This window comes from Corynebacterium sp. MSK073, from assembly GCF_030232085.1.
Lineage (GTDB): Bacteria > Actinomycetota > Actinomycetes > Mycobacteriales > Mycobacteriaceae > Corynebacterium.
On the sequence record NZ_JASPIY010000004.1, the window covers coordinates 70,311 to 89,535 of the forward strand.

The following is a 19,225-nucleotide window of genomic DNA, read 5'->3' on the forward strand; positions in this document are numbered from 1 at the left end:
GAACGACTGAGGAATATGCGCAGTGCATAACCCCCGATCTCGGGTGCACGAGCCTCCGTAACAGGGAAATAGAGGGAAGAGGATTGAATGGTTCCGGGTGATGTGGACGTCCCGCGGCTGGCTCAGCAGCTCAAGCAGGATGGCGTGGCTTATTCCGCACCCTCCCTGGAATCGGATACTCAGCTGAACGCACACGTCGCAGAGCAACTGCGTGAGGGTGACGGGGTTGCCGTGGTCGATGTCTTTGTCTCCAAGGCCGCCGACGCGCGCGACATTGCACAAGAGCTCCATGATGCTACCGATCTGCACACTGTCATCGTGCAGACCCCGCGCCATGTCTCCTCGGTTAGCGAGAACTATAGCCGTGCGGATATTGAATCTTCCCAGGCGCAGTTAAAACCGGGACTTAACCAAGTCGATCTTGTGCAGCAGTACTATGCAGGGCTTGAGCAAAGCAGCTTTCCGATGATCGCAGTCGTCGCCGTCGTCGCCATACTCGCCCTACTTTTCGGCGGTTTAAGTTATTGGCGTGCCTCCCTTCACCGCGAACTTCGGGGATAAGTAGCTGCCATTCAGGAGGGCGCGGGTCCGGGGAGGGTGGACGTATCAAGGCGTCCAAACGTATCCAACTTCTAGCTATGTTTGTTCGAAAAAGTAGAAGAAAAATTCCATTTTTTCAGCGCTCGGCGCGCCCCAGAACCATCCGCCGAATCGAGCTAAATTTTGCGGCCGCATGAGCGTCGTGGCGTACCACACCGAAGGGGCTCGCGGTGCCCACCCTGAGATTTATAGAAAATGATGTTCAGGAATTGGCGTGATTCATCAGCCTCCTTACGGGCGCCCCTCGGGCGACTCCGGGTCGCTGCGGATGAAGAAAACTGTGGTTGCCTAAAAGGTCAGGGGAGCGGGGGAGGGGTCAAAGTAAAGGCTTAGTGGTTGACTTGAGTTGGGGGAGTGGTTCTAGAGCTGTGAAATGGTTCCGAATTGGTTACAGATCGGGGCGCAAGACCCTCGAAATACGAAAATCAAAGTGATGAACATCACAATAACGGGATGGTAACAAAATTATTGCAGGTTAGGTACGACTGTTGCGTCATGTGGTTTAACTTGACTCCACGTAATTAAGTGGAATGTGTGCGAAAAGGGCGTGTCGTGACGTATGGTTCGAGTGTCGACTCAAGGGACATGAATATCTTCTTGAGTTCATGGGCTTAGCCTTGACGGTCAATTGAAGATTCGCACGGGTATGTGGGGAAGCACGCCTCGCGGGAATCGAGGAATTGGCGGTTCTTGGAAGTCAATGAACCACGGAGCGAACTCTCGAACGGGAGAGTAGAAAATCTTTCACTTGAGCGATGACAATGTTCGAAAAATAACCATCAACCCACCTTCCTTAAAAGTGGTGAGACGAGTTCGCTAGAGCTCCGTTGTGTGGGTATGCGGGTGTTGTTCTTTGTCGAGCCCTTCGATATTGGATTCCCGGAGAAGCGGAATCCAGGCACGAGGTTCGCGAGGAGCGCAGTCGGGTACGTGCAGAATGGGAGAATGAGGGAACCGGAATCACACTAGGGCCAGCATCGTGTGGCCTGTTCATGGTTTGTGGCCGCTTGCCCTCGCACGGAAGAGTACGCGAATAAAGCTGTACATCCACTGCGCCGCGGCGAGTTGCGCCAAGGATCATAGGGCAGTTCTCACTGTGCCAAGCGCAGCGTGCGAAGGGGCTTGGACTCTTTTAGCAACCCAAATTCACCGCACGCCACAACTGGAGCTCTATGAAGATGCGCCAATCCTAGATTGGAACTGCAATGGGAGAGTAGTAGATGCTCCCTGCAGCGCTAGAGCGCTCACGCTCACAGTAAACCGCGTAGGACACGTGGAGAAAGTGCACCATACATGTCGCTGGTATGGGGAAATAGTAGCGATTGTTGGGCATTGAGTCGTGAGGCTACTGAGCTCAAGCATCAGTGCATAGAGCTTTAATAGACGTGCGCAATCCCTAGGTGAAGTCTTTACTTTTCGGGCTCATGTGCCGCTTACCTCCTGGAGCTAAGGGCTGCCAGGGCGATAACGTATACCCATAAGCCTTTGGGTGTGCGGCTATCGGATTCGGAATATCGCAACGAAGACTCTGAGCTTGCTGCTGTGCGAAAATGCGCAAGCTTCAGTGTCTCGGGCATTCCTATGCCCAAGTGCGGTTCATGGTGTCCCAATCTTTAACAGGAAGGTGGTCCTAACAAGGAGAATTCCAGTGGCCACCATTCGTCTACCGCGCATCCGACATGTTCGCGCAACTATAGCTGCAGTCGCAGGTGCCGCAGCGCTATCGCCCCTTACGTCCATCGCTCCCGCAGGAGCAGATGAGCACCCCGATCCCGCCCAAGCCGGCGCGGTTGAAGAAGTTCCAAGCGCCGGTGCAGATGACTCCATTGCCCTCGCTGTATCAAACGTTGATGCTCAGCAGCGGGACGTAGATCAGCTGCGGCAGCTGCTCGACCAGGCGGAGGAGCAAGCGGCGGCCGCGACAGAGCGCATCGCCCAGCTTTCGGCCGATCCTGAGCTTGCGGACGATGCGGCAGAGCTTGACCAAGCTTATGCCGATAAGCGCGCAGCCGAATCGGCAATGGTAGAGCACCGCCGTAACTTGGCCCAGCGGGAAGCTCAAATGAATGCCACCCGTAACTTCGCCGAGGCGTCTTTTGCTCACCAGCAGCAGGCGGTGGAGGTATCCCAACAAGGCGACCTTCCAAAGGTGCAAAATCAAGATAATAACCTTGATTTTAAGGTAAATGGGGATGCGTTTGCCGATGCTCCCGTCAAGTCGAAAGACTTGAATAAAGACAAGGCTCAAAACTTTACCGACGAAATCGTTCCCGACGAGACTCCGCTACCTGAGGCGACTAATAACGACGTCGGTTCGGACGAGCAGGCGGATCCGGCGCCCCCGAAGGCGGAGTTCGGCACTGCGCTTAACCAGGGGGCAACCCCGTCCTTTAACACGGTGGACTTTGGCACCGGATCCTCGGCATCGGACGTTATGGACGTCGCCGGGGAGCTCGCCGCATCCGTCGACCAAGACGATGTGCGAGCACTGATGGAGGGATCTGCAGACTTGTTGGGGATTGGCAGCCCGAATACGGCGCCATCGGCAAGCACTGATCCTTCCGCCACCGGTCAAGGGGCCGGAGCGCCATCCACCCCTGCTCCGGGCAATAGCAGCCAGATTGAGGCTGTGATCGCTCGCGCAGAATCTGTCATCGGCACCCCATACGTGTGGGGCGGTGGCGACAACAATGGTCCAACTGGCGGCCTCCGGGACGGCGGCATCGCCGATAGCTTTGGCGACTACGGCCGGAGCGGTTTTGATTGCTCTGGATTGACTAAGTACGCGTTCGCCGCAGCGGGCCTGGACCTTCCGCACTACACCGGCGCGCAGTACCAGATGGGCAATAAGGTTTCGCGCGACAATTTGCAGCGCGGCGATCTCATCTTCTACGGCGCTGGCGGTAGCCAGCACGTTGCGATCTACTTGGGCAATGACCAAATGATTGAGGCCCCGCAGTCTGGGCAGAACGTACAGGTCTCCCCTGTGCGCTGGGCTGGTGCGACCCCGGATGTTGTGCGCCTTCTCTAATTCTTAGCCTTGTGGTTGCTACTATTTAGGGCATGATTGACGCACAGCATCCTGCCCAAAAATTCGACGCCCTCCTCGTTCTTTCTTTCGGTGGCCCGGAAGGAAACGAGGAGGTCGTTCCGTTTTTAGAGAACGTTACGCGGGGCCGCGGAATTCCGCGCGAGCGCTTAGAAGTAGTGGGCGAGCATTATTACCACTTTGACGGAGTAAGCCCGATCAACGGCCTGAACCGGGAAATTATCCATAACGTCGAAGGCGAGCTGAAAAACCGCGGACATAATCTGCCGGTTTATTTTGGCAATCGAAACTGGCACCCCTTTGCCACAGCTACCGCAGAGAAAATGGCGGAAGAGGGGATCCGCTCGGTGGCCGTTTTCGCCACCTCCGCTTGGGGTGGCTACTCGGCGTGCAGGCAATACGATGAAGACATTGCTGCGATGCGGCTACACCTTGCAGATAAGGGTCTGGCAGAAATCGAGTTCACCAAGATTCGACAATTTTATGATCACCCCAAGTTCATCGCGGAGATGGTCGATGCCGTCGCCGAGGCCTGGCGGCGTATCCCCGCAGAGAAAATGGGCAGCGCGCGTATGCTGTTTACAGCCCACTCCGTGCCGAATGCACACGATAATGTCGGTGGCGCCGATGGGGACAAGAACCTCTACTCCCGGCAAGTAGCCGAAGCCTCCCGCTTGGTGGCCGAGCGCGCCGGAATCTCGGATTACGATTTGGTGTGGCAATCGCGCTCCGGCAATCCGAAGACGCCGTGGTTGGAACCAGACATCGTGGACCACACCACCGCAATTCATGACCGCGACGGGGTAGACGCCGTCGTTGTATGCCCCATCGGTTTTATCTCCGATCACATGGAGGTCATCTGGGACTTGGATTCTGAGCTGCAAGCCGCTGCCGATGAAATGGGCGTACAGGTCGAACGCGCCCGTACCGCTGGCCCCTCCCAGCGTTTTGCCGGCATGATCGTGGATCTGGTGGAAGAACTCGAACAAGGGCAACCGTGGGAGACCAACGGGAATGTCACCGTCCAGGGGTGTACCACCAACGGCGCGCCCTGCGCTGCCGGCTGCTGCGATATCCGCGCTCACTAAGGAGCCGGCGAGCCCCGCTCTAGCGGGCGAATTCCGCTGCCGAATAAGCCACTCCCGTCATCCGCGCCTGCCGGATATGGCGCCACAGCCGGAGAAGCTCCGGGTCGAGGCTATGATCGTTGATCCTATCCATGACGGTTTCGATGATCGCGGCAACGCGGTCCGCGCGCGCAAAGAGCTTTGCAGCCCGTGGCGGGGTGGCCGGTGGCAGGCCGGGCGTGTCATAGAAATCGCTCAAGGTACCCACCGTGAGCCGGGGATTATTAAGAGCGGTGGACTGGTAGCCGGTGGCCGTAATGAGATCGGCGGATTCATCCGTTGCCTTAGTCAACAATGCGTCCGCCTCGCCGGGGCTCAGCCAGGCCGGCGAGGGCAGCGGCTGGTCCTCGCGGATCACCTGCCATGCCGTGTGGGCTCGACGGGGATGGGGGATGAGAACGAGCGAGACTTCCGGATCATTGGTGCGCACCACAATGGCGCCCGCTGAACTTTGCGCGGCCGCACGGGCAGACTCTGAGCCCGCGGGAAGCGCTGGCGCTTCACCCGGCCCGGATAAAATGAGCCGGAGGAGGGGCTCCCCGCCCGCGACTGGCTGAGAGGTGAGCTCTTGCGTTTCGGCGCGCAGCAGGGCGAGCAAGTCGATGAAGGGGGATTCATCGAGGCATTCGGGGCGCCCGCCCAGTTCCGTCAATGCATCGAGCAGCTCATCTGTTGTCTCATGTCCCCACAACCACGCAGCGAGCCAGATGGCGGAGTTTTGGAGAGGGGACCACACTTCGGCGCGCATATCCATGGCGAGCAAGTGTAGTAGATAGACTATCGGGCCATGAGTTTAGATCCTTATGGCGGAGATATTTTTGCTGGGCACCGGCGCAGCAAGCCCACCCAGTATCCAGAAGTGCCGGCAGAGCCGGGCATGGTGGTGGAAGTGCGCGGTGATGATTTCGTGGGCGCCGTTTTAGGCGTAGATAAGACCGTCTTTGGTGAGGTCGTGCGGCTGGAAGACCGCCACGGTGTCGAGCGAGTATTTAACCTCATCAAGGGCGGATTCTTAGTAGAAGGTCAGCCGGTGACGCTCACTCGGTATGTGCCCAAGCAAGCACCCCGCAAATCGAATTCGGGCTCTAGGCGGGTAGAAAACGTGGAAGCCAAGGTGGCAGCGCCATCGCGCATTTGGGTCGAAGGCGTCCACGATGCCGCCATCGTGGAAAAGGTGTGGGGGCACGATCTGCGCGTCGAAGGCGTGGTTGTGGAATACCTAGAAGGCTTGGACAACCTCGAAGAAAGGCTCGCCGAATTTCAGCCTGGCCCCGGCCGCCGGGTCGGCGTGCTCGCTGACCACTTGGTCAAAGGGTCGAAAGAAACTCGAATGACTGAGTCAGTGGGGGAGCACGTTCTAGTCACAGGCCATCCCTTTGTGGATATTTGGGCGGCAGTAAAACCACAACGTGTAGGCCTGCAAGCATGGCCGGAGGTACCGCGCGGTGAAGACTGGAAGACCGGAATCTGCCGCCGCGTGGGGTGGTCCGATCCCTCCGATGGGTGGCGCCACGTTTATAACGCGGTCCATTCTTTCCGGGATTTGGACTCGAGCCTTATCGGGGCGGTCGAGCGGCTGGTGGATTTTGTGACCACGCCGGAGCTGCACAAATCAGACCTTGTCTAAGCCGCCGCGGGCCGAGTTTTCTGGGCCTAGGCTAGATTGGCGCGTTCAATGAGGTTGACCGCTAATTGCCACCCGGCCATCTCGGCGCTCCAGCCCGCAGCCTGTAGCCTTTGGGACATCGCCTGCTTGGAAATGCCCAATTCTTCCGCGGCCTCATTTTGATTAAGCCCCGCCCGTACGAGCGAGGTCGCCTCGCGGCCCTCGATGGTGCGCTTATTCAGCACGTATCCAATAAGCGCGAAGGCGGCGGCGATATCGCTTGCCTCCGCGGAACGCCCGCGCTTATTGAGTTTGGTGTAGACCTGCCCCATGCGGGCGGAATTTTTCAGCGCCGCGGTGGCCACGTGGCGCGCGCTGTCCTCGTCTGCCTGGTTGCCGGGGCTGATGCCGATGCCGATGGCCCAGTCGCCATCGGCAAGCAAGGCCATGACGACCTCACACACTGCGCTGGCGGAATCGACCACGGCGCAAATATCCTCCACGCCAAGGACGTGAAACTCGCCGACGCCCTCGAGGGTGGATAGCGCGGCCGCCGAGCGCTGTACGAGCTCAGCGCGGCGCACGGAACGCCCACGGTAGCGGGCATGGATAGCGAGCACGAGGATCCTCCTTTATCGCGAGCGGTTCGTTACAGTCTACCGCTTAACCTTGACTGGACGGGAGTCGGCAGGCGGGAATCGAGTACAAGCCCGCCGATGCCGGCGAGGGCAAAGACGATAAAAGCAGCGATGATCCCAGGGCTGGCCGTGCCCGTAAGCGCATCGCCGAAAAAGACGCCGATGACCGTAGTGGGAATCGAGCCCACCAACGTAGCGACCGTAAAGTGCGAAACGCTGATGGGGGTAAGCGCAGCGACGTAGTTGAGGAGGCTGAAGGGCACCCCCGCGACCATGCGCAGGGAAGCGATGGCCAGCCAACCGCGCCGCTCCAGGTGGGCATTGATGGTATAAACCGCGGGGTGGGCAAGGTGTGGCCTAATCCAGTCTCCGAGCAGTCTGCGCACAATCAGCAGCGATATTACGGCCGATATTGTGAGCGCGAATAGTGAGATGGCAAGACCCTGCCAGGGGCCGAAAAGGATGCCAGCTGCAACCGTCCAGATGGTCCGAGGCAGGGGAAATTGCGTAAATATGACATAACCTAGCGTGAAGGCGACCGGAAACCACGCACCAAGGTGGGCAGCGGCCGTCCGCATCTGGGAGAGATCGGGAATGTCGAGCCAGATAAAAAGCGCAACTCCAGCAAGCGCGAGCGCGATGATAAGCGCCCAGCGTCGCGGTGACCACGCGCGAATTGAGCCCCACGCAGAGTGGGCGAGTTGAACGCAGAAGCTACCAAAGCTGCGTATCCAATCCCGGAAAGTGGTCATGCGTTCGTATCGTAGTCGGCGCGGCCGTGCTTTTAGAAAAGAGCAGTACTTATAGAAAAATCTCGAGGCACCGTAGGAACGATGTCTCGAGACTTCACAGTGTGCCCGGAGGGGTGTCCGAATTCATGACTTATTTGACAGTTTGTTCCTGGGGAAGTGGTCGTGATGGTTGACAGGTCAGTCGCGACATAGTTGACGCTTAGGGTTACCTGGCTGTGTCGGGTGATGTTTTACTCATCAGTCGCGACATGTTTGACACTATGAATAGTCCTAACCGAAACATGGCCATCGTCAACGCAGTCCGCAAACAGGGCCGCAGCCCTTCAAAAATCGCCCAGCGTTTTGGTATCTCACGCCAGCGCGTCTATCAGATCCTCAACGCCTTTGATGCTGGTGGCGCCGACGCCATCGCGCCACGCTCTCGTGCCCCGCATACTCATCCACAGGCGGTGCCTGACAAGCTGCGTAAAGAAATCATCGCTATCCGCAAGCAATTAACTCGCCACGGGCTCGATGCCGGGCCAGACACCATTTCCTTCCACTTGGAAAAAGACGGCCACCGCAGCCCATCAACATCGACAATCCGCCGCATCCTCAACGCTGAAGGCCTTATCACCCCAGCGCCGAAGAAGAAGCCTAAAAGCTCATTTGTCCGCTTTGAGGCCGCCATGCCCAATGAATGCTGGCAGGCTGATATCACCTACATCTATCTGGCAGATAACACCCGCGTCGACGTGCTGGATTTCCTCGACGATCACTCCCGCTACCTGCTATCTATTACCGCACGAGCCGGCTTTAGCGGCCCACAGGTAGCACAAGAATTAACCCGCCTTATCAACACATACGGCCCGCCAGCATCCACTCGCACCGATAACGGCTTAGTATTTACCGCCCGGCTAGCCGGGCGCAAAGGCGGGAGAAATGCCTTTGAAAAAGTCCTGACCACACACAAAATCCAACAGAAAAACGGACGGCCAGGACACCCGCAAACCCAAGGAAAAATTGAGCGATTCCACCAAACACTCAAAAAATGGCTCGCCGCCCGACCAGCCGCACACACCATTGCTGACCTGCAACAACTACTCGACGAGTTCCGCGATTACTACAACACCACACGCCCACACCGCGCACTAGGACGACATACCCCACACCACAGCTACACCACCGGCACAAAAGCCAGCCCCAACGACAATCCCACACAAGAATGGCGCACCAGAAAAGACATCGTCTGGGACAACGGCAAAGTCACCGTCCGCTACGCCGGCAAACTCTTCCACCTAGGCATCGGGCGCGCATTCAAGAAACAAAAAATCCTCATGGTCATCGCCGACAATCACGTCACCACATCACTAGCTGCGACCGCAGAAATAATCACCGAGCACTACATCGACACAGCCCGCGACTACCAAAAGCCCTACTGGAAAAAAAGGAGACCCACTCCTGGACCCAATACACGAAAAACCGGCACCCCACAACAAAAACAACTGAGATGCCGGTTTGTCAACGATGTCGCGACTGACCTGTCAACCATGTCGCGACTCATGACAGTGTGCCCGGAGGGGGACTTGAACCCCCACGTCCGTTAATAGGACACTAGCACCTCAAGCTAGCGCGTCTGCCATTCCGCCACCCGGGCAGGGTGTTTGCAACCTCTCGGTTGGGCACCCCGAAACTTTATCGTGTTCGGCCTTTGGAATACAAATCGCCAGGTAAACGCTCATAAACCAGGCGATCACAAGGCGGGTAAATACATCCTTGTAACTTGGGCGGCCGCAGCGCCTAGGTAGGAGCACGGTCTGACACCAGCCACACGGTGGTGGGGTGAGTGGGAGGGGCATCGACAAGCGCGTGTGATCTGCGGTACAAAGGGGTACATGACTTCTTATGCAGATGACACTCGATTCCCCGGACCTGACCCCTACGCCCCGCTGCGCGATCTCCCCAGCTTCGGGCTGTCTTCTACCGACTTGGTAGAAGGCGATGAGATCCCAGAAAAGCACCGCACGCCGGAAAGCGTGTCCCCACAGCTGGCATGGTCCGGGCTGCCGGAGGGAACCAAGTCTTTGGCGGTAACCTGCTTTGACCCGGACGCACCGACCGCTTCCGGTTTCTGGCACTGGGCCGCTTTTAATATCCCCACCGATGTCTCCGAGCTGCCCACCAATGCCGGTGCGGCAGAGGACCTTGGCATCGACGGTGTTATCAGCCTGCGGAATGATTCCGGCAACCGCACCCACTTTGGTGCCAACCCGCCGGCCGGCCACGCGCCGCACCGCTACCTCTACGCGGTCCACGCCGTAGACGTAGAAACCCTCGATATCGATCCGGATTCTTCCCCGACCGTCCTCGGCTTCAACTTGCACTTCCACGCACTGGGCCGGGCAATCCTCTGGGGTTGGTACGAGGCCAAGTAATGGCGAGTTCCGCTCCTAAAAATCCAGTGACCCCACCCGCAGCGCTGCGGGTGGGCGGCGCTTTTTTGGTCGTCGCTTTCGTGCTGGTCCTCTTTGCCCTGATTTCCGTCTTTAGCGATGGATGGGGCGCACCGTTTGTGTGGACCTACAGCAACCTCGCGATCATTATCGCGGCGGTGATGGTGGGTGCCTTCAGCACGATGAGCAAGGAACATGCCGGAAGCCGCGCGCAGATCATCGCCCTAGCGGTTGCGGTGGCCTTGATTATTGCTAGCCGCTTTCTGCCGCAGCACGATCTTTTGATTCAGCAGCAGTATTGGCTGCTCTTTTATGCCGGCATGTCCGCCATCTGCGCGTTGATCTTGCGGCGCAGCGTCATGGCGACCTCCTAAGCGGGCCTATAAATAAGCAATGCCACGTGTAGAAACACGTGGCATTTTCTTTATCTAATGAGCTGCTAGTTTATTGCCGTCCACGGCAGGTTGGAGCCTACTGCCTCAGAGATATTGCTTAGGCCGTGGGCGCGAATCTGCTTGGCGATTCCCCTGTGAATGTCCCGAATCCAGTCCGGCCCGCCGTAGATGAGCCCGGTATAGCCCTGGAGGAGGCTGGCACCGGCGGCAATCCGCTCCCACGCTTGCTCCGGGGTGGTAATCCCGCCGACGGAAATCAGGACAAGCTGCGAGCCCACGCGCGCGTTAAGGCGGCGGAGTACCTCTAAGGAGCGCTCGGCCACGGGTGGGCCGGAAATGCCACCGGTGCCAAGGGCTTCTACCTCCGCGCGGGGAGTGTTAAGCCCCTCGCGGGAGATGGTGGTATTGGTGGCGACGATGCCGGTAAGGCCCAGTTCGACTGCGAGATCGGCGACGGCATCGACATCGGCATCCGAAAGGTCCGGCGCGATTTTTACCATGACGGGGACATCGGTGGATTCTTGCACGGCGCGCAGGATGGGGCGCAGCGATTCGACCGCCTGCAGGTCACGCAACCCCGGAGTATTGGGGGAGGAGACATTAACCACCAGGTAGTCCGCCAGACCGCCTAAGACGGACGCGGAGCGGCGGTAATCATCCACGGCGCGTTCAGCCGGGGTGACCTTGGTTTTGCCGATATTAATCCCGATGACGTCGTTGTACCGGCGCTTGCGCAGGTTCTCTGCCACGGCGGCCGCACCCTCATTATTAAAACCCATCCGGTTTAAGATGGCGGCATCTTCTTGGAGGCGGAAGAGGCGGGGAGTCGGGTTTCCCGGCTGCGCCTGTGCCGTGACGGTGCCCAGTTCGGCGTAGCCGAAACCAAGGGGAGACCAGGCATCGGCGGCCGTGGCGTTCTTATCAAAACCGGCCGCAAGGCCGAGCGGGCGCGGGAAGGTGATCCCGCACACGTCTTGTTTCAAGATTGGATCGTTGACCGGCAGGACGCGGCCAAGCACCCGATTGGCGGGACCTGCCACGTGCAGGCCGTGCAGCCCGGAATTGATAATGCCGTGGATGCGCTCGGGGCTGAGGCGAAACATCCCGCGCAGCGCCAGCTGATAGGCGCCTTTGCGCAGCGAATCGAAGGTCGAAACCATGGATTAAGACTCCTTTGCCTTTGTCAGGTGTGGATCCGCCACGAACTGCAGCCCCTGGCCGGATGCGGAGGCAAGCACGATGGTGCCATTGGATAGGGCGGTTATATTTTGGGCATCGGCAAGCGTGGCAAAGTCACCGCGGGATTCGGGAACGCCTTTGTCAATGGAATAGGCGTGGGCGATGTTGTTATCGGTGGTGGTAACCCATGCGAGCCCGCGCGAATCATCCCAGGCCACCGCCCAGGGGGTGCCGTCTACCACGCCGTATTGGTGCAGGCGGATGACGTCATCGGAGGTATAGACCGCGATCCGGTCGCCCTCGGTATCGGAGGCGAGCACGACGCCGTTGTCACCTACCGCGATTTGGCCGACACCCTGGCCAGCGCGCAACCGCCCGCCGGCGCGATCGTTGGGCCAATCGATGTTTTGGATGGTGGAATCCGAACGTTGAATACGCACAATCCCGTCGTCGCCGTCCGCGTTGGGAACGGCGAGCATCTGGTCCGAGCCGGCCTCGACGGAGATTTCGCCGTCCCGCGTGCCATCCTTGTACCGGCCGACCACAGCGGAGTCGTCAGCGGTGACAAAGACCTCGCCGGTCGAAATCTGGGTAGCGGCGGTGACCTGGAAGTCCTCATCCATGTTGATTTCTTCCGGTGATTCCGGCGCAGAAGGATCGATGAGCAGGACCTTATCCGGGCAGGCCAAGACGAATCCAGATTCGGAGGAACTTAAATCGCCGCAGGTAGAATCGATATCGATGCTCTTGGCCTTCTTAGCAGCAAAGTCATCCTGGCTGCCAATGCGCACCTGGTCCGCGGTGCGAACAGCAATCGTATCTTTCACCGCGTCCAGATCCGTGATGTCTTCATCGAAGTCGATGACCGTGCCGGCTGGATCGGTGTCGCTCGGAGAAGCAGCCGGGGTGGCATTGCCCTTTACTGCGGTTTCGGGATCACCGCCTACGCCCACGGTGGAATCGCAGGCGGCCAGCGTAGCAGTGGAGAGTGCTAGCAAGCTGGATAGTACGAGTGTGGAGCGGGATCGTGATTTCACGGATACTTATCCTAACAGCGCGCGTTGCGATTTCCCGAAGCCGTGCGCGGCGGTAGTGTATGGCGGGTGATTTCTGATACCGCGACCGAAGCAGTTTCTTGGGCACAAGTTATCGTTTTATCCATTGTGCAGGGGCTTACGGAGTTTCTCCCGGTAAGCTCCTCTGGGCACCTGCGCATTGTTTCCGAGCTCTTTTGGGGCAACGATGCCGGTGCTTCCTTTACGGCCGTCATCCAGCTCGGCACTGAGCTTGCCGTGCTGGTCTATTTCGCCCCAATGATTTGGCAAATCCTCTCCGGATGGCTCCGCGGGTGGACCAACCCCGCCTCGCGCGGGCAGGACTGGCGCATGGGCTGGATGGTCATCGCCGGTTCCATTCCCATCGGCGTTATTGGGTTGGTTTTTGAAGATGCCATCCGCGGGGCGCTGCGCAACCTGTGGATCACCGCTGCGATGCTGATCCTTTTCTCCTTCGTCTTCATCGCCGCCGAGCGCGTGGGCTCCAAAAAGCGCGGTTTTGAGGAGCTGACGATGAAAGATGCCATCATCATGGGCCTGTGCCAGTGCCTGGCGCTGATCCCTGGCGTTTCGCGTTCGGGCGGCACCATTTCCGGTGGTCTTTTCTTGGGCCTCGACCGCGAGGTGGCCACGCGCTTTAGCTTCCTCCTGGCCATTCCGGCGGTGCTGGCGTCGGGGCTTTTTTCGCTTCCCGATGCCTTCGCGCCCGAAGCCGGCCAAGCCGCGTCCGGCATGCAGCTGCTCGTGGGCACCGGTATCGCTTTTGGCTTGGGCTACGCCTCGATTGCGTGGTTGTTGAACTTCGTGGGCAACCACTCCTTTGCATGGTTCGCGGCCTACCGCATCCCAGTGGGCATCCTCGTGATGATTCTGCTGGCCTTGGGGGTCCTACAGCCCATTTAAATCGCCCCATAAGTTCGCGTTAGGATAGGTGCCATGCATTCTTGGCCAACACCTACTTATAGTCGCGTCCCAGGCGATGCGGCGCAGCTCTATCTCTACGACTCCGCGAATCAAACCAAGGCCCCCGTGCAGGTAAAGGGGGATACCGCCACCATGTACGTGTGCGGCATTACCCCGTATGATTCGACCCACTTGGGCCACGCAGCCACCTACCTCACCTTCGACCTGATCTACCGGCAGTTCCTGGACGCTGGCAAGAAGGTCAATTACGCGCAAAATATCACCGACGTCGATGACCCACTCTTTGAGCGCGCGGAGCGCGACGGCGTTGATTGGCGCGAACTCGGCACCTCCCAGATCGACCTTTTCCGCTCCGATATGGAACTTTTATCGGTCATCCCGCCGCAGCACTTCATCGGCGCCATGGAAGCAGTCGATGAGATCGTGGAGATGGTGCAAAAACTATTGGATAACGGCGCCGCTTACGTGGTCGATGACCCGGAGTACCCCGATGTGTATGCCTCCATCGATGCCACCGAGGAATTTGGCTACGAATCCAATTACTCGATGGAACAGATGCAGGAATTTTTTGCCGAGCGCGGCGGCGACCCCGACCGCCCGGGCAAGAAGCACCCCATGGATGCCCTGATTTGGCGCGCCCACCGCGAAGGCGAACCGGCGTGGGAGTCTCCCTTCGGCCCAGGCCGCCCCGGTTGGCACATCGAGTGCTCTGCTATCGCCACCAATTACTTGGGCAGCACCTTTGATATCCAAGGCGGCGGCAACGATCTGAAGTTCCCGCACCATGAATTTTCCGCCGCGCATGCAGAGGCCGCCTTGGGCGTAGACCGCATGGCGCAGTTCTACGTCCACACGGGAATGATCGGCCTCGACGGCGTGAAAATGTCCAAGTCCCTGGGCAACTTGGTCTTCGTCCACAAGCTCGTGGAGCAGGGCGAAGATCCCTCCGCCATCCGCCTTGGCGTATTCTCCGGCCACTACCGCGCTGAGCGGGACTGGTCCGATGAGGTGCTCGACCAAGCCAAGACCCGCCTGGCCACGTGGCGCTCTGCCCTGGAAAGCCCTGGGTCCCTGTCGGCTGCGGAAGGTGCGGTAGCGGGGCTTCGCCTAGCGCTTGCCGATGACCTCGATACCCCCACCGCGCTGCGCGTCATCGACGATTGGGCAGGCAGTAACCGGGGTGAAGACGAGGAAGGTGCTGCGGAGTTAGTGCGTACAGCACTTAATTCGCTGCTCGGCGTGCAGGCCTAGCCAACTTAGGGCAATATCGACAGCATGAGCATTCGCGCAGATTTCCAACCCACCGTTGATGAGTTCATTGCTGATCTTAAGTCCTTCGCCACCGGCGATTACCTCAAGGACGAGGAAAAAGAATTCTGGGAGGCACCGTTTAACGCGGCGGTCCTACCAGAACTCAAAGGCCACCTCGAGCAGATGTTGGATGGGTTGGACGGGCTGCCGGACGATCCTGATGGCGGCCAGCTCGCCGCGGTGCTGAATAAGACCGTGCAAAAACTCGCCACCTTCAATCGCAAGCAACACGATGCGGTGGTGGAGCCGGAGGAAAAGGAAGAAATCGCCGAGCTGATGTACAACGCCTCCGCGGCTACCGGCGCCGATGATGAGGCGCTGTCACAGATCCCAGAGTTGGACTTCTAGGCCCCTTTACGGCGCCAGCCCGCCGTGGGTAGATTCCTAAGGTGAAGTTGATTGATCACCGCGCAGCGCGAATATCCCCCTCGTTGAGCCGTAGTTCTATGCCGGAATAGCCGGTGGAGTGTGTATGACCACAGTGAGTGATTCCCAGTCTTTGTCCCGTCCCGCGGCGATTTTCTGGGATATGGATGGCACCTTGACCAACTCGGAGCCCTTGTGGGGTGAGGCGACGTACTATCTTTCGGAAATGCTGGGCAAGCGCCTGACAGCCAGACAACGCATGGATACGGTGGGGGCTACCTTTCCTACGACGCTGCGCATTTGCGCTGATAATGCGGGAGTTTCCTTGGGCGAAGGCGACGTCGAAGCCTATCGGCACAAGATGTTTGATTATGTGAAGACTCTTTTTGCTGGCCGCCTAGAAATCTTTCCCGGGATCCCTGAGCTTTTAACCTCGCTTCGCCAAGACGGCATGCCGATGATGGTTACGACGAATACGGACCGCGACGTTGCAGACGCCGCCATTGCGGTCATCGGCCGCGAGCATTTCGTGGACACTATTTGCGGCGATGAAGTTCCCACTGGCAAGCCCGCCCCGGACATGTACTTGGAAGCAGCCCGGCGCCTGCAGCTTGATCCAGCTCAGTGCCTTGTGTTTGAGGATTCCCCGGCAGGTATGCGCGCTGCCGTGGCCGCGGGATGCACCGTTATCGGTTTGCCCGAGGATGAAGGCGTGGAAGTGCCGGAGGGGGTAGTGGAGATTTCCCGGCTGCGCGATTCTCGCCACCTCGCAGGCGCGCGCCATGTAGATGTCTACGAGTGGTTCCGAGCTATCCAGGAAATGAAATAAAACCCTTCGCATTGACTGCTTACCTGTGGAACAATAGGTAGTTGTGAAGGATTTTGAGACACTTTTTGCTGAGCTACTACACAAAGCAGACCAGAAGCCAGAGGGCTCTGGGACCGTCCAGGCGCTGGAAGAAGGCGCCCATCATATTGGCAAAAAGATCATCGAAGAGGCGGGCGAAGTATGGATTGCCGCCGAATACCAGTCCGATGAGGAACTGGCGGAAGAAATGTCGCAGCTTATCTATTGGACGCAGGTCATGATGATCAAGCGCGGCCTGCGGCCTGAAGATATTTATAAATACCTATAACTTGTTGCCCACCTGCGGTGGAGCAGACTTCCTGGAGAACAGCATGATCAAAATTGCAGTACCAAATAAAGGTTCCCTATCAGAAGCGGCTTTAGAAATCCTTGGTGAGGCCGGTTATAAGGGGCGCGGCCACTCCAAAACGCTGAACGTGGTGGATTTGGACAATGGGGTGGAGTTTTTCTTCCTCCGCCCGAAGGATATCGCAATCTATGTCGCCCGCGGTGTGCTTGATCTGGGGATTACGGGGCGCGATTTAGCGCTCGATTCCAACGCCCAATTTAAAGAGGTCCTCTCACTTGGCTTCGGTGACTCAACATTCCGCTACGCCGCACCCCAAGGAGAGGGGTGGGATATCTCTCACCTGGAGGGCAAGCGTGTGGCAACGTCGTACCCGAATTTGGTCCGACAAGACTTGGCGGAGAAGGGGATTTCCGCCGATGTGATCCGCCTCGACGGCGCGGTGGAAATATCCATCCACTTAGGCGTAGCCGATGTTATTGCTGATGTCGTGTCAACTGGTACTACGCTGCGGCAGCAGGGTTTGGCGCCCTTTGGTGAGCCCATTGTGAGCTCGGAAGCTGTTGTCATTAAACGCCACGATGCAGAGGTGACGCCAGAAGAGCAGGTTGTATTGGGCCGCATCCAAGGTATTCTGCACGCCCGCACCTACCTCATGATCGATTACAACATTGCAGAAGAAAATCTAGATAAAGCAGCTGGTGTTACTCCGGGCCTGACTGGCCCAACGGTTTCACCGTTGGCGCGTCAAGACTGGGTGGCGGTGCGTGCGATGGTTCCGCAAAAAGAAGCCAACCAGATTATGGATCGACTTTCCCAACTCGGTGCGGAGGCAATTTTGGCTTCCGATCTCCGCATCGCCCGCTTTTAGGGGGAGTATTAAATTCTTGGTCGTCCCAACTGGGGCGAAACGTGGCTACCATTGGCGCTTGAGATTATTCACTCGGACATCATTCTCGACAGGCAAAGGAGCCGCGCCATCATGGCAAAGTCGTCTAAGAAAGAAGAAAAAGACACTAAGTCTGCCGCAAAGCAAGCGGAGAATAAGCAGGAGGATAAGACCACTCATTCTGCACAGAAAAAGGTAGCTGAGCAGAAGCAGCCAAAGACGTCGAGCAAAAACACTCGTACGGAAACCGACCTGATCGGTGACTTGGAAATTCCCGCTGATGCTTACTTTGGTGTCCACACCGTCCGCGCGATGGATAACTTCCAGATTTCCTACGTGACCATTAACACCATTCCGCACTTCATCCGCGGCATGGTGAAGGTCAAAAAGGCTGCCGCGATGGCCAACCGTCGCTTGCACGTGCTGCCAAAGAAGAAGGCAGAGGCCATCATGTGGGCCTGTGACCAGATCCTGGATGAGGGTCGCTGCATGGACCAGTTCCCGCTCGATGTATTCCAGGGTGGTGCCGGCACCTCGTTGAACATGAACACCAATGAGGTCGTTGCCAACTTGGCCCTTGAGCACTTGGGGGAGGAGAAGGGCTCCTACGACATCATCAACCCCAACGACGATGTCAACATGTCCCAGTCCACCAACGATGCTTACCCAACCGGCTTCCGGTTGGGCCTGTACGCTGCCATCGATGACCTCATCGTGCGCATCGACAGCCTGCGTTCCGCCTTCCAGGACAAGGGTAATGAGTTCCAAGACATCCTGAAGATGGGCCGTACCCAGCTGCAGGATGCCGTCCCCATGACCTTGGGCGACGAATTCAAGGGCTTTGCTAATAATCTGAACGAGGAACAGGCCGTTCTGCGCGATGCACAGAGCCGCTTGCTGCAGATCAACCTCGGCGCAACCGCCATCGGTACCGGTGTTAACACTCCAGCCGGCTACCGCCACCAGGTAACCGCCGCATTGTCGGAGGTCACTGGCCTGGAGATGAAGACTGCGAGCGACCTTATCGAGGCTACCTCTGACTGCGGTGCCTACGTATTCTTGCACTCCGCCATCAAGCGCGCTGCCATGAAGCTGTCCAAGATCTGTAACGACCTGCGCCTGCTGTCCTCTGGTCCGCGCGCTGGCCTTGGCGAGATCAACCTGCCAGCCCGCCAGGCAGGTTCCTCCATCATGCCGGGTAAGGTCAACCCAGTCATCCCAGAGGTTGTCAACCAGACCTGCTTCAAGATCTTCGGCAACGACCACGTCGTGACCATGGCTGCAGAGGCAGGCCAGTTGCAGCTCAACGTGATGGAGCCGGTCATCGGTGAGGCACTGTTCCAGTCCATCCGCATTATGGGCAACGCGGTAGATGCGCTGCGTGAGAAGTGTGTTACCGGCATTACCGCTAACGCCGATGTGTGCCGCCAGTACGTGGAGAACTCCATCGGTATCGTTACCTACCTGAACCCATTTATTGGTCACCACAATGGTGATGAAGTTGCAAAGGAATCCCTCAAGACCGGCAAGGGCGTCAAAGAACTCGTGCTGGAGAAGGGCCTTCTGGATGAGGCAACGCTGAACAAGGTTCTGTCGGTAGAAAACCTGATGCACCCAGAGTTTCGCGGCCAGCTTTTCTTGGACGAAAACTAAGTAAAGCCCGCGAACCATAGCGCAACATTCCGCACACACCGTGCTGTTTTTTCCGTGGAAAGCGGAAAAGTACTCCATGGTGTGTGCGGTCTCTT

Annotated in this window: 18 protein-coding genes, 1 tRNA gene and 1 pseudogene; 14 read left to right on the forward strand and 6 right to left on the reverse strand. The window is 58.2% G+C overall.

Annotation, left to right across the window (positions count from 1 at the left end; all coding sequences use genetic code 11):
• The first annotated feature begins 87 nt into the window (after positions 1-87).
• From QP970_RS03890 to QP970_RS03900, 3 genes are all read left to right on the forward strand, one after another.
• On the forward strand, positions 88-561 hold the full coding sequence (locus tag QP970_RS03890; protein ID WP_023022390.1) for an Rv1476 family membrane protein: 474 nt from the start codon (positions 88-90) through the stop codon (positions 559-561).
• A gap of 1,687 nt (positions 562-2,248) precedes the next feature.
• Complete coding sequence (locus QP970_RS03895; RefSeq protein WP_284869675.1) at positions 2,249-3,631, forward strand: NlpC/P60 family protein; 1,383 nt, start codon at positions 2,249-2,251, stop codon at positions 3,629-3,631.
• 32 nt (positions 3,632-3,663) lie between these two features.
• Positions 3,664-4,737: a ferrochelatase gene (locus tag QP970_RS03900; RefSeq protein WP_284869676.1), complete on the forward strand. Its 1,074-nt coding sequence runs from the start codon at positions 3,664-3,666 to the stop codon at positions 4,735-4,737.
• 19 nt (positions 4,738-4,756) lie between these two features.
• Here QP970_RS03900 and QP970_RS03905 read toward each other — a convergent pair whose 3' ends face one another.
• A complete protein-coding gene (locus QP970_RS03905) occupies positions 4,757-5,530 on the reverse strand; it encodes an Rv1486c family protein (protein ID WP_284869677.1) in 774 nt (257 codons plus the stop codon).
• 33 nt (positions 5,531-5,563) lie between these two features.
• On the opposite strand from QP970_RS03905, the gene QP970_RS03910 reads away from it, so the two are divergent.
• Positions 5,564-6,403, forward strand: coding sequence for a DUF3097 domain-containing protein (locus tag QP970_RS03910; protein ID WP_023017483.1), 840 nt, complete (start codon positions 5,564-5,566; stop codon positions 6,401-6,403).
• A 26-nt stretch (positions 6,404-6,429) separates the two neighbouring features.
• On the opposite strand, the gene QP970_RS03915 is transcribed toward QP970_RS03910, so the two are convergent.
• Together QP970_RS03915 and QP970_RS03920 are read right to left on the reverse strand one after the other, a co-directional pair.
• A complete protein-coding gene (locus QP970_RS03915) occupies positions 6,430-7,002 on the reverse strand; it encodes a MarR family transcriptional regulator (protein WP_284869678.1) in 573 nt (190 codons plus the stop codon).
• A gap of 29 nt (positions 7,003-7,031) precedes the next feature.
• Complete coding sequence (locus tag QP970_RS03920; RefSeq protein WP_284869679.1) at positions 7,032-7,772, reverse strand: TVP38/TMEM64 family protein; 741 nt, start codon at positions 7,770-7,772, stop codon at positions 7,032-7,034.
• A gap of 260 nt (positions 7,773-8,032) precedes the next feature.
• On the opposite strand from QP970_RS03920, the pseudogene QP970_RS03925 reads away from it, so the two are divergent.
• Positions 8,033-9,208: pseudogene (locus QP970_RS03925) on the forward strand (IS481 family transposase); the annotation flags it as partial.
• Positions 9,209-9,322: 114 nt separating this feature from the next.
• Here the strand turns inward: QP970_RS03925 and QP970_RS03930 are convergent.
• Positions 9,323-9,408, reverse strand: a tRNA-Leu gene (locus QP970_RS03930).
• Between the two features lie 238 nt (positions 9,409-9,646).
• Here QP970_RS03930 and QP970_RS03935 point away from each other — a divergent pair.
• Positions 9,647-10,186, forward strand: coding sequence for a YbhB/YbcL family Raf kinase inhibitor-like protein (locus tag QP970_RS03935; protein ID WP_284869680.1), 540 nt, complete (start codon positions 9,647-9,649; stop codon positions 10,184-10,186).
• Complete coding sequence (locus QP970_RS03940; RefSeq protein ID WP_023022374.1) at positions 10,186-10,578, forward strand: hypothetical protein; 393 nt, start codon at positions 10,186-10,188, stop codon at positions 10,576-10,578. Before QP970_RS03935 ends, QP970_RS03940 begins: the two co-directional genes overlap by 1 nt.
• A gap of 65 nt (positions 10,579-10,643) precedes the next feature.
• Here QP970_RS03940 and QP970_RS03945 read toward each other — a convergent pair whose 3' ends face one another.
• Positions 10,644-11,759: a quinone-dependent dihydroorotate dehydrogenase gene (locus QP970_RS03945; RefSeq protein ID WP_284869681.1), complete on the reverse strand. Its 1,116-nt coding sequence runs from the start codon at positions 11,757-11,759 to the stop codon at positions 10,644-10,646.
• Between the two features lie 3 nt (positions 11,760-11,762).
• Positions 11,763-12,815, reverse strand: coding sequence for an NHL repeat-containing protein (locus QP970_RS03950; protein ID WP_284869682.1), 1,053 nt, complete (start codon positions 12,813-12,815; stop codon positions 11,763-11,765).
• A 66-nt stretch (positions 12,816-12,881) separates the two neighbouring features.
• On the opposite strand from QP970_RS03950, the gene QP970_RS03955 reads away from it, so the two are divergent.
• From QP970_RS03955 to aspA, 7 genes are all read left to right on the forward strand, one after another.
• Positions 12,882-13,736 (forward strand): undecaprenyl-diphosphate phosphatase, encoded by an 855-nt coding sequence (locus QP970_RS03955; RefSeq protein ID WP_051138371.1) that lies wholly within the window; start codon positions 12,882-12,884, stop codon positions 13,734-13,736.
• 33 nt (positions 13,737-13,769) lie between these two features.
• Complete coding sequence (gene mshC, locus QP970_RS03960) at positions 13,770-15,008, forward strand: cysteine--1-D-myo-inosityl 2-amino-2-deoxy-alpha-D-glucopyranoside ligase (protein WP_284869683.1); 1,239 nt, start codon at positions 13,770-13,772, stop codon at positions 15,006-15,008.
• Between the two features lie 24 nt (positions 15,009-15,032).
• A complete protein-coding gene (locus QP970_RS03965) occupies positions 15,033-15,416 on the forward strand; it encodes a hypothetical protein (RefSeq protein ID WP_023022364.1) in 384 nt (127 codons plus the stop codon).
• A gap of 124 nt (positions 15,417-15,540) precedes the next feature.
• A complete protein-coding gene (locus QP970_RS03970; protein ID WP_284869684.1) occupies positions 15,541-16,263 on the forward strand; it encodes an HAD family hydrolase in 723 nt (240 codons plus the stop codon).
• A 43-nt stretch (positions 16,264-16,306) separates the two neighbouring features.
• Entirely contained in the window at positions 16,307-16,570 is a 264-nt protein-coding gene (locus QP970_RS03975) for a phosphoribosyl-ATP diphosphatase (RefSeq protein WP_023022360.1), read from the forward strand.
• 43 nt (positions 16,571-16,613) lie between these two features.
• Complete coding sequence (hisG, locus tag QP970_RS03980) at positions 16,614-17,459, forward strand: ATP phosphoribosyltransferase (protein ID WP_023022358.1); 846 nt, start codon at positions 16,614-16,616, stop codon at positions 17,457-17,459.
• A gap of 111 nt (positions 17,460-17,570) precedes the next feature.
• Positions 17,571-19,130 (forward strand): aspartate ammonia-lyase, encoded by a 1,560-nt coding sequence (aspA, locus tag QP970_RS03985; RefSeq protein WP_284869685.1) that lies wholly within the window; start codon positions 17,571-17,573, stop codon positions 19,128-19,130.
• Positions 19,131-19,225: the final 95 nt, after the last annotated feature.